The sequence below is a fragment of the Solobacterium moorei genome, assembly GCF_036323475.1.
GTDB lineage: Bacteria > Bacillota_I > Bacilli_A > Erysipelotrichales > Erysipelotrichaceae > Bulleidia > Bulleidia moorei.
In genome coordinates this window covers 400,125-415,397 of record NZ_AP028934.1, presented here as the reverse complement: position 1 = coordinate 415,397, position 15,273 = coordinate 400,125, and the positions used below count along the sequence as shown (strand labels likewise).

Below are 15,273 nucleotides of genomic sequence, written 5' to 3'. Positions count from 1 at the left end.
GACTATTTACCCACCTTTGAAAGTAATTCCATCGCATCAAAACCTTGTTTAGTACTATAAACATTCCAACCTGTCTTAATTGATAATAGATAATCATTGTGTACATCATTTAGGAATAATATAACTTTCTTATCGTACCAAATTAGACTCGTAATGAATTCCTCACCTGTTTCTTTTATCTTAACCGTCTTTCTATAATACGGAGCCGCTATCATTTCTGGACTATTATTCTTAAGTTGTGTAATAAGAGAAACTTCGTTATCATCAAAACAATCATCTAATAAATCAGACCAAATCTCACTTGCTGTTTCTGTACCGGGATTTCTACCATCTGTTCCTAGAATGAGTTGCATTTCACTGTTCGGAGCTTTTTGTTGGTTAAGCCAACCAGAATTATTATTTCGGAAAGATTCTGCTGATTTTTCAATAGCTAGTAATAGTTGTTTAATTTTATCTATTGCAAATTTTCGCACTAATAAACCATGATGGGGTTGATTGTAATAATTTCTCAAACAATTATAGCAAGATGTATTTTCATCACAACAATCTTTGCTAACTTTATTTAGGCCTTCTTGCAAGGATCTTACAACTGCTTCCTTGCTAAGTAAACGTTTAACATGTCCTGCACCACCAGGTACATTATCATAAAGAAGTACATCATAGCTATTCATCTCAAAATTTTCTTCTACGACACCATTAATATCAAATCGTTCTATACCTAATGCAATGCTTACCCCTTCAAGGAAAGCATATAGAAATGTTAAAGCTTCTGAATAACCAGTTTTTTCATTACTGTAAAGCATAGGTATAGTAAATCTTGTGACATCAGTCTCAAATTTGTGACCTAAGTGAACCTTTTCTAATGTATCGCATGAGCATGAATATTGTTTGAAATTTTTATGCTTTACCTTATCTTGTGGTGCAGAGAAACTACCTATGGTATTGCCAATCTCACTATATCCACATGTTGGACACAAATAGAAACTTGATTTGTTCATTACAAGCATTCTGTCTTCACTACTCGTTTCAATAAACATACAATTTCCAATAGCAAGTTTCTTATCATCAGGTTTTCCCCCGCCAAGATAGATAACTTCACCTGCATATGATCTTTTTGGTTTAAGATGTAAGCTTTCTTTGCCTTCACCTGTCTTAAATCCATTGCGCGGTTCAATATAGTATTCATTTATCTCTGTTGAGATTTCCTGCCCGCAATACTTACATTTTGCTCGTTCATTTCTGCTAACAAATATATTGATTTTTTCGCAATGTCGGCATTTAACAAACCAGTTCTTTGTAAACTCTGAATTTCTCTTAAGAGTGATGTATTTAGATGTGTATTTCTTTTTATCAACAATGACCTCAGAATCTGGTGCATATTCAGAAATAGCAACTTTTAAATCTCTGCTCATTGCATAGTTATTTTGTGGCACACCTTTTTCATAAATTTGGAGATCCACAACATCTACTGGGAATCCATACTTTGGAATAACGCAATATTTGGATAAATACTCTAAAACATTTTCTTTCTTTAGTGCCTCAATTTGACCTTTGTAATAATCTGAGTCTGCCCCACGGTCATCGGCTATTGCTTGTTTCTTAGCCTCTTCGTATTCATCCATTATCTGCCAGATTGTATCAGCAAAATTACTCAGTTTTTCATCTTCTCCGCCCATCTGTTCGATCCATTTAAAATCCTTATAGTTATCATACTGTTTTTCCGGTAGAATTTTTTGATTTATATATTGATTTAAATCATCTGGATGTGATTGGATATATTCGTTGAATCGTTCTACTCCACCATTGAAGATAAATGCATCTAAGTTACTAAATAGTTCTGGATACAATCTGAAATAATATCCTAAGCTCGCTGCCATTAGATGTCTAACTATGATTTTCTTGTTTAGCACATTAAAGTACGGCGGATTTATCACTCCTGAGATCATTCTTTCCGGTTCCGAAAAATATGTATAATCATGCGATCCCGTTCCACAATATGTAAGAATATATGCAGCGCTATCTTTTCTTCTACCTGCGCGTCCAGCTCTCTGCACATAATTTGCCGGAGTTGGTGGAACATTTCTCATAAAAATCGTTTCTAACCCGCCAATATCAATACCCATTTCAAAAGTTGTAGAACAACTTAAAATGTTAATCTTTTTATTCTTAAAATCAACTTGATAGTCCCTTGCTTGTTTTCTATTAAGTTGTGCAGTATGTTCTTGAATAACAATACGTTCTATTTTTTTCTCTTTATATTGTTTACGATAAAAATTATTTGATAAAACTTTATCTGGATCAGTCTCTATCAATGTTCCACTACAGTTATCTTGAGGGCACTTTCCTCTGAGATTGTACGGCGTCAGTCTTCCACATTTATTGCATCGATAAAATTTAGACGTCTTATAATTCTTAACAATATACCTGCTTACATTTATTTGGTATGAATCTTCCTTATCATGCTTTACTAATAGGGGATCGCTTTTACAACACTCATTTCCTTGAACTAAAATAGTAAAAATATATTGTAGTATCTTTATTGCATTTCCCGAAGAACAATCAAATACTTTTTTTACAAATCTAACTTGACCATTATCATTTTTGTTAATTGGCAAAAAACTTCTAGTGCCTCTCTTACCCTGACTACCTTTTTCAATTACATAGTTGTTAAACTGTCTATAACCTAAAAAATTCTCTTTTTCCTCTGGCGTAAGTGTAGACTTAGCATAGCTAATTGCAGGTGTTATTTTAAATACTGATAGAACGATTTGCATAAGGGTATTTAATTCATCCTTATTCATATTGCAACCAAGCTCTGAAAATAAATCTTCAATTTCTTCATAATCTAACAGATCAAGTATATGTTGAATATCTAAGTTAAAATAATATAAGCCCAGAGCTTCGCCATCATATGAACCATCCACTTTTAATAGATCTACCATAATTGCAGCCCATGCATTTTTATGGGAATTCATATCATTTTGAAATAGATCTTTTGTCTTTATTTCTTCCGTAAGATATGAAGCGAGTTCATCAACAGTCATATCTTTAAATTGATTTTTTACAATAATTTCCCATATCAAGCGTTTCCTTAACATACGGACATGGTTAGAATCGAAAAAGACTGCAGCAAAACTTGCTTGCTGTCTACTATCTGAAAATGCAAGGAATTGTTTAGTCTTCTTCTCTGGTAACTTCTTAGAAAGGTTATCTATGGATTTTAGTGAAATTTTCTTAACACTTATAGGCTCTTGCTCATCCTCATCAATAGCCTCATATAATGTTTGTGCTATTAATGCTGTTCCTTCATCCTTACCTATATTCAATGCTTTTACTACCCCCATTTTACCTTTATGTCCACAACATGGGCATTGAGTAATATTATTATAGATTGAAAATTCATCTTTCTTATTCCCATGTGGAACAAGATAAGCAATAAAACGGTAATCATCTCCACAATTACAACCGTTTGCGTTTAGATTACTTGGCTCATGGATTTCACCACATTTTGCACAAATACTATATTCCTCGAGTTGTTCTTTCTCTGACTCATCTTCACTAATAACATTTTCAAGCAAGAAATAATCTAATCTTACAAATTGATCATTTCCATAATTTTCATAAATATCTACTTCCTTATTTTGTAGAAGATAACTCAATCCATCACTTTCTCTTTTTTTTATTTTTCCAATAATATAAATTGAATTGCAAAATCGACAGTTACCAATCTCAAAAGCTTTCATTCCATCAATTTCATTAGTTTTTGTGAGGGTTAATTTAGGCTCTTTCCCATATGTAATATATGCACCGGAAAGTGGACGTACAAAAGAATGATATTTCAAATCGAATAACCCAATCCCATTTTTTTCAGCATTATTGATAATATCAATTAAAGCTATGAGTTCTTCCTCTAAAACAAATTCTTTAAATTTTTGATAAAGTGACCTAAATTCCTTTGCACCGTTTCTTAACAATTCACATAATTCATGAACATTTATATCTTTGGATAGTAATTCATATAAAACTTCACGTATATCCGAAGACTGGCAAGAATAATATTTATTTGTTATTTGTTGAATATTATCTAAAGATTCAAGGTTATTTTTTAATGCTATATAATCACTCCCCAAAACTCTGTATAGCCCTTGTCCTTTTAGATCAATTCTTTTTGAGAAAATTATATCATCAAGCTCAAAATCAGCTGATGTTAAGTTATTTGCAAACTTGATGATATCCCCTTCTGATTTACCTTGTCGTCCTAAAGTTGCACTAGTCAATATAAACCTTGGGCGCTTTTGTGCCAAGCCTGTCAGTCTTCGCAATAATAATGATATTTCAATCCCCAATGATCCATTATAAGTATGTGCTTCATCTAGTATCACAAATTTCCAATTCTTTAATCTATCCTCTTCAAAAAGAGAATAATCATTTGGACGTATTAATAGATACTCCAGCATTGAATAGTTTGTAAATAACAAATGAGGAGGATTATTACGTATTTCTTCTCTTGATACTAGTTCATTATCGGGTATAATAGCTTTATTTTCTTCACCCAACTTTTTTCTTGTATTTGATGTTGCTTTTTCTGGTGTTTCTCCAGTAAAAAAACCAAATGTTATCTCCGGGCATGTTGATAGAATATTTCTAATTCGTTCTATTTGATCATTAACAAGTGCATTCATTGGATAAAGAAAAATTGCGCGTATTCCAACTTCCTTATTTCCTTTCTCAACATCAAAAAGTAAATCGTTAAGAATTGGATACAAGAAGCTTTCAGTTTTCCCAGAACCTGTTCCCGTAGTAATTACTGCACTATGTCCTTTCCCAATAATGCGTATTGCTTCTTCTTGATGAGAATATAAAGGTCTAGTAAAGTTAATATCATTTAGTTTTCGAAAAGACTCACATATAATCCCTTCATCAATCAAAGATTTAATATTTTTTCCCCTTTGAAAAGGAAAATTCATATCAACATACGGACCCTTGAATAAATTCTCTTTCTTTAATTCTTCTAAGAATAAATTTTGTAGCCTTCCTTCACCAAAATTAAATGATGATTTCAAATATTCTTTATATCTATTCGTAATATAACGTGACTTCTCGATTGGGTTAAGTTTTTTCATTCTAAATTATCCTCTAATACAACTGTATACATGAATATATCTGATGCCGTCTGTGAATCCATAGCATTTAAAACTCCTCTATGCTCATAGTCAAATAGTAGTCCATCCCCTTCATTTGCCATATAAATTTCAACTGAATCATTTATGATACCGCTGCAAAGTTCTATCTCAACTGGGTTGATATTTGATAGATAGTAATTCCCCGTTGAATATTTTCTATAAATTTCGCCTTCAAATATACCCTCTTTTAAATTAAGTAATTTTAGAAATTTGAGATAGTAATTATTCGTTTCATAATGTTTTTCAGTAAATACTCCCCTAATAGTTTTATGGATATAAATATCAGATATTTTGAACACTTTCCCTGTAAGATCCTCTCTTGCATAAAAAGTTTTATTTACTTCGTATAGAGGTCTTGGTTTTAACTGCAACTTCTTTGTCTTTTCGAAAAAAATCAAAGTATATTCTTTAAATGATTCAAATTCGCTCAAAAAATCAGTTTCTCCACTTTCCAATAGTTTACTCTTATATATTTTTTCACCAGATTTATTTTTGATTTCATAATAGATTTTATTCTTTCCGCAGTATACTGGAGTAACCGCTATTTTTTTTGGATAATCAACACATTGTATTTGTGTTAATTCAGAGTCAATAACGCATCTATTATAAATTCGTATTAAAAATTTTGGTTTTCCATTTTCCGTAAATATTAAACTTACAAAATTGTATAAATCAGAATATGTAATTAAAAAATGTATCTTAAGTTGTTTATAAAAGTCTTTATTGATTATTCTGATCTCATCATCTTTCATTTTACCTACATCAGTCAAAATGAATACACTATCAAATTGTGTATTATAGATGTTTAAGACAGTATTTTCATTGATATCATCTACCCAAATATCTTCATCTACAAAGTGCCATTTCTCATTGTCGATTTGATAAAATTTAAACTCAAAAGGAATTAAATAACAATATTTATTCCCGTGAAGATCAAACTGAATAAAATCTAATCTGAAATTGCTACTATCTACCGTTATCTCAAAGTTTTTATTTGCAAGATGAGACTTAAAATTAACTTTATATTGCGATCTATTTATTAATTCACTTGAATATTCGAGCAATGTATCATACACAAACTCTTTCTTTAAAACACATTCCACTTTTTCAGGCAGTAATTGATTAACTTCAATTCTATAGATGTCTGATTTATGAATTTCAAGTTTGATCACATATTGTGTTCTACCTAATTTTTCAATCGTTCTAAATTCAAGATCTTTCAGTCTATAAATCTTACCATTGATAAAAATTTCAAATTTATTTGAAGAATTATCCACCTCAAACATAACATAGCAAATTCCCGAATATACAGGCAACAGCTTATTTTGTTTATCCTGTCTAACATAACAATTCAGATATTTATCACCAAAAATACCAGGTTCATTCATCGAGGAAAAGTTGAAAAGTGTATCTCCAATTTGTATTACATCACCAAACTTTACTAGTTGATATCCTAAAGAAAAGTATTCTTTCTTACATATCATTTCACAATCACTATTGCTGTCCTGATATGCAATAATTATTTTCCCTTCATAATCTGTATTATTTTTTATTTCTTGCTTAAATTCCTGATTATCATCTTTAAAAACAATACAATCTCGATATAGTTTATCTCCACTATCATAAATTACCCTGCTACCTTCCATTAACTTATAGGTAACTTTCCCTAATGGCTTAGTGATTTCAATATTATTTGTATTAATTTGATACCCACCAATAATCTCTCGTATATCACAAGTATTGTTTCTATATAATTCTTCGTTACCATTCATAACAACAATAGCTAATTCTCTATAATCATAATCTGCTTTTATCCGATGAATTGGTGTAATCAGGTGCACAGAGTCATCCATTAATATAAATTTTGCTTCCCATTTAGACCGTAGTCCCTGTTTTAACCTCGTATTTTCTGACCATGCATGATTCGGATCTTTAATACTCTTTTCCCAGCTTTCATATCCTTTTTTTAAATATGGATTAGAAACTTTGATATTTCGATTCCAAAATCTCTTATCTATTAGCTTTACTATAATACTACTTAGTCTGATTAAAGCTTCCGTGCCATCAGCGCTATTAATTAACTGTTTAGTTGTAGCGATCAACTTATATGTTTTCTTAGTTACATTTATGGATATGTCATCACCGGTTGTTTGTATCGATTTTTTTAGCCAATCAAAAACAAAGGCAAAGTCCTCCTGTAAGTCATCAGGGAGACTATATTCAAAATTTAATTTATAGATATCATAGATAAAATCAAAAAAGCCATGTAAAAAAGGTTGTGGGACAATTGAATTTTCCAATACAGTATTTATTCTTCTTCCTCTACTATTTGATTCAGAATCATATTTGTAATTAGATAATACATCTCTAATCACCCCTTCAACTTTCTGTTCAGTATATTTTGAATAAAGGATTTGATATGTTTCTCTTACACTATCGTAAAAATTTCCATTATATGCAAGCATAGCAATGAGAGTTAAAGAAATAATGATAATTTCGGACTTTGCACAATATCCACTATATGAGTTCATCATTTGAATTAATTTTCTCTCTGCCCTGCTGTGGATTTCTTTAATTGCAGTTTCATTATCTAATATATCAATTAGTTCCACTCCAATTATTTTTCTCTCTTCTGTAAGTTTACATAAATAATCTAATTTTTCTTCAAAAGCAATATTCTTTACAATCTTATCAAAATATTTAATTACTTCTGTTTGATCAATTTTTGCAAAAGAATTTTGTTTTATAATATTTTCTATTTCATTGCATAGTTTTTCACCTAGCATATACTCTTTTACAATGTGGCCATATGAATCAATCCACTTTCTTAGTTTTTCAAACTCAATGTCATGTATTTTCCCATCACAAATAATTCCTTTAATAATTCCATTTAGTTCATAGGTTTTAGCATGTGCATCGGTTGTGTCTGATAAAATTTTTTTACAAATTGCATAGATAGAAGATTTAGTATCATCACTAAGTTTCGATTCATCAATAGCATTGTCTATCATTTCAATTAGTTCAATATGCAATATATCATTAGTAAGATTTCTATTTTTATCAACCCATTTTTTGATACAGTCAACTTCATTGCTATTTATTATATCGTCAAAAATAGCACCTTCTAAAATGCCAATAAGTTCATTAATATGTTTCATCCAAATCCCCCTTAAGTTTAAAACAACGTCTTCCCCTAATGAAAATAGATTGAGTTAATCACTATTTATTTAATAGATTCCCATTCGAATTTATGGTGCTATATATTTTTAAAATAATGTTAATTTAAATCCACAATATTAAAACACTAGATTTAAAATTAATTACCATATTTTATTCGCAGTATTATTAGATGAACACATTAACGCAAAATGTCACGTGTACTCGTTGAACATAGTTTTATCATAAGAAAAAATTTATTAATTTGTATAAAGCAAACTAACGTTCTTCTTATTTATAAACAAAGAAAAAAAACAATCTTCACTATTTATTATATCATAATGCACCTAAAAATAATTAATACAAAGATTGCAAAAAGGAGTAGCCAAACTAATTCGGCTAACCCCTCCATTTAGTAACTAATTGATTATATGTTTAAACGATACCAAAATATGAAAGTACAATACTTAAAACTATTGTTCCGAGTAAGATAGTGGTTGTTTTAACCTTTTTCCCTAACAAGAAATACATTACTCCGAAGACACCTAATGGCAATAAAGCTGGCATAATTTGGTCTAAATATGATTGCAATGGTTGAACAAAATCTCCACTACCAACCATAAGAGGAATTTCAAAGCTGACTAATGATGCTGTCATACAACCAATTACCATTAAGCCTACTGTTGATGCTACATATGTAACAGTATCCATTATTCCAGAGTCTTGAATCTTCTTAAAGAAATTTGTTCCCATTTCATATCCTTTAAATAGGCAAACATATCTTAAAGGAATTGATGGCAGATTGATTATCAAAAGAAATAGTATAGGACCTAAAATACTTCCTCCAGCCGAAAATGAGATTGCTATACCAGCTGCAATAATACGTAGTGTTCCCCATATGAGTGAATCGCCAACACCAGCGATAGGTCCCATTAAAGATGCTCTTACCGCACTAATTGATGTTTCATCAAAATCCGAATTATTAGCATTCTCTTCTTCCATAGCTGCCAATATACCATACAAAAGTGTGGATAAATGAGGTGTAATAGCCATAAAGTCCAAATGTCTTTGAAGAGCTCGAGCCCGTTTTTCTTTATCATCCTTGTATAATTTACCCACTAATCTTGACATAGTATATGCAGAACCAAGGTTCTGTTGACGCTCAAAATTCCATACAGCATCTTGACGCCAAGATCTCCAGAACACACCCATTAAATCCTTTTTGTCTAATTTTGTATTAGAATTCGTTGTCATCAATAATTTCCTCCTTTAGTACTACATTATTATTTTTCTTAATTGTTAAGATAACACTAACAATTACACACGCCATTAAAGCAACTCCAAATACTGGGACTTTCAAATATGCAGATAATAAGAAACCACCAAAGAAAAATGCAGCAACATCTTTTGTAATTATCATTTTTACCAACATTGCAAATCCAATTGCCGGGATAATACCTGTAGCAATCTGTAAGCCATGATTAATAAATGGTGGAATTGACGCTACGATATCTTGGATAAATGGTGCGCCTAAGTAGTAGGAAATTGCAACAATGGCAGATAATGATGTTATTTCGAATACCCATCCCAGTTGTTCTGTTCTTTCAACACCCTTTGCATCTCCAGCTGCAGCACACTTATCTGCATGTGCACATATTACTGGTGAAGTAATAAGAACTCTGAGTCCATTTTTGATCATCAATACTAAAGTAGCTACTGGAACTGCTAACGCCACAGCAGCACTTGGATCTGCACCACTCTTTATTACAAAACTTGTTCCTATGATTGCACCTGAAACCATCTCTGGTGGGCAGCTTGCTCCAATAGGAAATGCTCCTAACCAGATCAGCTCTAGTGTTGCACCTGTCATTATCCCTGTTCTAAGGTCACCTAGAACTAATCCAACAAGTGGAGCAATGACAATCGGTCTATTCCACATTGTACTTCCAACACCATCATGAGAAAATCCAAAAGCTGCAACTAATGTAATTAATAAAGTTTCAAATAATAATTCCATAATCTATTCCTTTCTTTTAAATAAGATTCATTACATTTTGTTTTGCATCATCAGGAACCATACGTACTTCAAGTTCGATTCCCTTTTCATTTAACTTCTTCAACAATTCAACTTCAGCATCATTTACAGATATAGCTTTTGAAATTTGACGCTTTCCAGATTCATTTTTTATTCCTCCTAGATTAATGGATGTAATTTTGTCATATCCAAATGCTAGCTTTGATGCATCTTCAATATTTTCACATAAGATCATCAGCTTATATTTATCTGTAACACCTGAATTTAATGCTTTCAGGGAATCCTCGATATTTTTCATTACTAACTTAACACCATTAGGTTTTGATACCCTAAGAGCCGTCATTCTTAGCTCATCTTGCACAACAGCATCACTTGCAATTAAGATACAGTCTGTACTTATACTTTTAGTCCACGAAAATGCAACTTGACCATGTAATAGTCTATGATCTATACGTAATAAAACTATCATTTTAATTCCCTTTCTAATAATGCATCTCTTGCAGATATTAGTTTTTCAACATGGTTTTCGCAGACAACTCCTGTCGCTATATGAGTATCCTTGAAATAACTACCAACAATCGCTCCATCTGCTACAGAAAGTTGTTTTATACAATTTTTAGCTGTCATGCCAGCGCCAACGATCAAAGGAAAATCGCCAATTATATTTCTAAACTCCAAAATCTTTTCCATACTTGTTTCTTGCCCAGTTTCATCTTGTGATACTGCAATTGCATCACATCGCGTCATTGCGATTTTCAGATCATCTTCTAGACTTCTTCCTGATAAATATGGTTGATGTTTAAACCGTACTCCACCAATAATATAGCCTGAATATCTTGAGCGATATAATTTAATAAACTCCGCATAACTAATATCTTCTCGTTCAATTAGATGTCCGGATATAGCATCAATTTGAATAAAATGTGCCCCAAATCTTATTGCGAGTTCAAATGATAATGTATTTTGGTATAGACAATTCACCCCATAAATATGATCGTGATAATTTTTCTGAAGATACTCTAGAATTGGAATCATATGATGATATGTCCCAAAATAATTCTCAACCAAAACGGCATCTACTCCATTTTCATAATAGATATCAATCTCTTGCTTTGCTATTCTCAATACTTCTTCATCTGTACTACCTTTTAAATGTAACATTCCAATGATAGGTTTTTTACTAGGAAATAATTCCATAAATTTACTTTGCATTTCAAAGTCCCTCCTTTCTCCTAAAACTCATCTTCAATTTGTACTTCCATCTGTTTTTTACATGTAATTCCCGCTCTAGCTTCATCAATAATCGTACGAAGATGATCTTCTGATAAATCTTCATAATCATCGAGCATAATACCTAATACAAGATTTAGATTCATACCAGAGAAAACTATTACATTATCTAATGTTGTAAGCTGTAATAGTGCTGTATGTACACTTCCGCCTTGAATATCTGCAATTATTATCCAGGTATCTTTAGTTCTCATTATTCTGTTTTTTAATTCATTAGCATAATCAAGTGGATTTTCTCCAGGATAAAGACTAAATGTTTCTACATTTTTATGTAGATCACCTGTGATCATCATTGTGGAATTAAGAATACCCTTTGATAAATCACCATGTGAAGCTAATATTAAGTTCACCACTTTGGCATCTCCCTCCTTTCAAGATTTTATAATCACTTTTATACAAGCATAAATTGTGCCATTGCCTTAGATGAGTATATATAATTACAAAATAGCGAACCGTTTAAATAATAAAAGGCCCGGCTCCTTACACATAAAGCAAAGGTCCAGGCATCACATCTATATAAGTGAATCTATAAACTTATTCATCACAGCATTTTATTGGATTATTATTTCTTCAAATTCTAAAAACCATCAGATACACCCGTTTCTTGTGCATTAATATAGTCAAAGATATAACCTATTTCTTCTGTAGGTATTTGTACTTTATAATAATATTCTATTTCTTTAAATGAGTCTTTTACATATGAAATAAAAGTATTTTGCTTCTCTACAAATTCCTCAATATTTGGATATGTTTCTATATCTTGATGCAAAATCAAACGTTCTATTAAACAACATACATGCATATATAATCCTAAGCATATTTTACTAGATAAATGTACCTTCATTCGATTTTGCAAATTCTCAAGCGCTTCCGTTACATATTCAAGCAATTTATTCGGATTCAAAATAGTTAAAGTATTCATAATATTAGAAAGTGAAAAATTCTTTAAAATATTTTTCTTGAAAAAGTCTAAGTCTTCTGTGGATAGATAATCTTTAAAGTACTCGTCAAAATTTTGACTATCAGTATTAATTACTAAATCCTCGATTGCAATAAAATTTAAACCTTTAATATTTGGGTTCATTGTTCCTACAACACAAATTACTTTACCATCTTCAAATAACATATCATTTATTGAGTTTTTTAATAAATCATAGTAATTATAAGATTTAACTTTAATTATTGAGTTTGCAGGTAACGAACTCATAATAACCTCTCTAAGTCTTTCTGCAGCCCCCATTCCACTCATGCAAGAACATAGGATTAATGGAGTTTTTCGTAGATTATTTTCAATACGGTATTTAATTGCACCTTGATTAGCCACACGATCAAATATTACCTCTAAAGTTTCATTACGTAGTAAACTAGATCCTATTTCTAAAGCACTAGAAGTTGTAACTTGATTTATAATTCCTATCTTTGCATTTCTTAGATTCAACCCAGTATATATACTCTCAAGCGATCCCATATCAACTAATAATATCAATTCCTCTATATTATTTAGTTTAGATATATATGAATTTAGCTGCTTTATGACAGTAGTTGAATCTACATTTAGTGGCACATCAATAGAGTCATAGATATATTTCCCTAAAAATTGATTCGCAGCTGAAGCAATAGAACTTGCTGTTGAAAACCCATGTGCAAGAATTACGGCACTACGTCGCTCAATTATATTTGTAACAGAGTACATTTGTAAAAAAAGCAATAGCATAATTAATTCCAAATTTGAAAGTTTCATATCCAGATAATTTTCAAAATAATTAATGATTTCTACTGAAATACTATCTAAACGCAGATTATCATTTTTTAATTTTTCTAAAATTATACTAATGTTATCCTCTCGTTCACGTGACCACTCTGCAATAACATGTGCATTATGCATGAAATCTATAAACAATCTACTCATTGCTAATATATTGTTATTACTTAATTCCAGATGATAATGCATATTGACCAACTGCAAAATATGACGTATCCCTTCATTATAAAAGTCAGTTTTATTTTGCATGTTTCCATCAATTAAACTCTCATCTAAATACTCTAATATCTTTTTAGACGCTCTATCATAAAATTTCTGATCATCTTTTTTTGTATATAAATTGATGATTCCTTCACATAGTTTTATTATTCGATTATTAGTCCCTATTCTTTTTACTAAATTATCAACATATATGAATTCTTCAGTATGATTAGCCACAATCTTCTCAATGCGAACTTTTTTCAAAAAATTCTCAGGAAGATTCCTCAAAGTAATTTCCATTTCATTTAATGAATTAATTTGAAATAATGAATTTATACAACATGATTGTATTACACTTTTAAGTCCTCCAATATTTCCATCATATTTGCTAGATATCAAAAGATTATATACTTGAGAAGACATTTTTATCTTAATGTTAAGACGAGTTTGTTCAAGATTAAAAATATGATGTAATATTTCTACCTTCTCCTGTAATCCTCTATTTTCTAATGAAGGAATTTCAATTATCATTGGGATTCTTCTTAAAAGTGTACGCAACAAAACCTTATCCGGTTCTTCTGTTGTTGCAACAATTAATCGTACTTGAGAAGTATACCAAGTTTTATTATCACCAACCCTATGATATATAGACTGATCCATGAACTGGAAAAGTTTTTCCTGGCACTCTCCCTTTAAATTATGTACCTCATCCAAAAATAAGACGCCTCCATCTGCTAACGAGATTAATCCCTCTACATCACGATCTGCGCCTGTAAAAGCTCCCTTAACATATCCGAATAAATTTGCTGTGAGTAATTCAGGATTATTTGCATATTCAGAACAATTTACAGAAACAAATCTTTTCTCTTTTTGTAGAAAATTATGATTTTCCGCATATTCATAGGATAATTTGGCTATCAAGCTCTTACCAGTACCAGTTGCTCCATGTAACATCATAGGTAATCCATTTGGCGGATAAGAAATAGTTGCCTTACATTGTTCAACTAACTGCGATAGACTTCTATCCCAGCCTATTAATTTCTTAAAATCTTGAGGATTACTACTGAGTAAAGAAATATATGTATCTATATCATTTATAGAATTACCTTTTACCTTAGTTTTATACATATTCTCAAATATATAACGATCTATAAAAAATACCGGATTTTCTGTAACCTTTAAAATCGATCCATCATCTAGTAGTTTCTTAATCAGTTCAAGAATATTAACTTTCGAAATTTTCAATATTCGGCTTAAATTCACAATAGTACTTTGCTTATATTCTCCATTTTTTGTATTATCTCTGATAATTTTTAATAATCTTTCTTTCATATGCCCCCCCTAGTATCGATAAGCAATCATTTAGTTTTATCCCTTAACCATAAGGTAAGATTATATAGTAAAATGATGAAAAGTATATTTAGTAAAACCAACCCTTTATTTAACGTATTCTCTATAACAATTAACAGATTATACTAAGCAACAGACTATCTCTAAGTTATACATTACATAATCATATTAGAGCTGTAAAGTCTCTTCGCTCAATTTTCAACGAAAGTTCCTTTTCAACGAAAGTTCCCCATTTTTAGGGCTAAAGAGAAGAAACATTTTACTGTAATAGTGTACTTATAAGATATTTTGTGATA

The 15,273-nt window shown here is 30.8% G+C and carries 8 protein-coding genes; all 8 read right to left on the bottom strand.

Annotation, left to right across the window (positions count from 1 at the left end; genetic code table 11):
- Positions 1 to 2 precede the first annotated feature (2 nt).
- Entirely contained in the window at positions 3 to 5,123 is a 5,121-nt protein-coding gene (locus tag RGT18_RS01905; protein ID WP_028077846.1) for a DEAD/DEAH box helicase, read from the bottom strand.
- On the bottom strand, positions 5,120 to 8,341 hold the full coding sequence (locus RGT18_RS01900) for a hypothetical protein (protein ID WP_028077845.1): 3,222 nt from the start codon (positions 8,339 to 8,341) through the stop codon (positions 5,120 to 5,122). Before RGT18_RS01900 ends, RGT18_RS01905 begins: the two co-directional genes overlap by 4 nt.
- Positions 8,342 to 8,774: 433 nt before the next feature.
- A complete protein-coding gene (locus RGT18_RS01895; protein ID WP_028077844.1) occupies positions 8,775 to 9,593 on the bottom strand; it encodes a PTS system mannose/fructose/sorbose family transporter subunit IID in 819 nt (272 codons plus the stop codon).
- Positions 9,577 to 10,356, bottom strand: coding sequence for a PTS mannose/fructose/sorbose/N-acetylgalactosamine transporter subunit IIC (locus RGT18_RS01890; protein ID WP_028077843.1), 780 nt, complete (start codon positions 10,354 to 10,356; stop codon positions 9,577 to 9,579). Before RGT18_RS01890 ends, RGT18_RS01895 begins: the two co-directional genes overlap by 17 nt.
- 16 nt (positions 10,357 to 10,372) lie before the next feature.
- A complete protein-coding gene (locus RGT18_RS01885) occupies positions 10,373 to 10,843 on the bottom strand; it encodes a PTS sugar transporter subunit IIB (protein WP_028077842.1) in 471 nt (156 codons plus the stop codon).
- Positions 10,840 to 11,586, bottom strand: coding sequence for a BtpA/SgcQ family protein (locus RGT18_RS01880; RefSeq protein WP_028077841.1), 747 nt, complete (start codon positions 11,584 to 11,586; stop codon positions 10,840 to 10,842). Before RGT18_RS01880 ends, RGT18_RS01885 begins: the two co-directional genes overlap by 4 nt.
- Positions 11,587 to 11,606: 20 nt before the next feature.
- Positions 11,607 to 12,014 carry a PTS sugar transporter subunit IIA gene (locus RGT18_RS01875; protein ID WP_338174916.1) on the bottom strand — a complete coding sequence of 136 codons (408 nt, stop codon included), beginning with the start codon at positions 12,012 to 12,014 and terminating at the stop codon, positions 11,607 to 11,609.
- Positions 12,015 to 12,241: 227 nt separating this feature from the next.
- The gene (locus tag RGT18_RS01870; RefSeq protein ID WP_028077839.1) at positions 12,242 to 14,959 is read right to left on the bottom strand and encodes a sigma 54-interacting transcriptional regulator; all 2,718 of its coding nucleotides are present in this window, start codon (positions 14,957 to 14,959) and stop codon (positions 12,242 to 12,244) included.
- Positions 14,960 to 15,273: the final 314 nt, after the last annotated feature.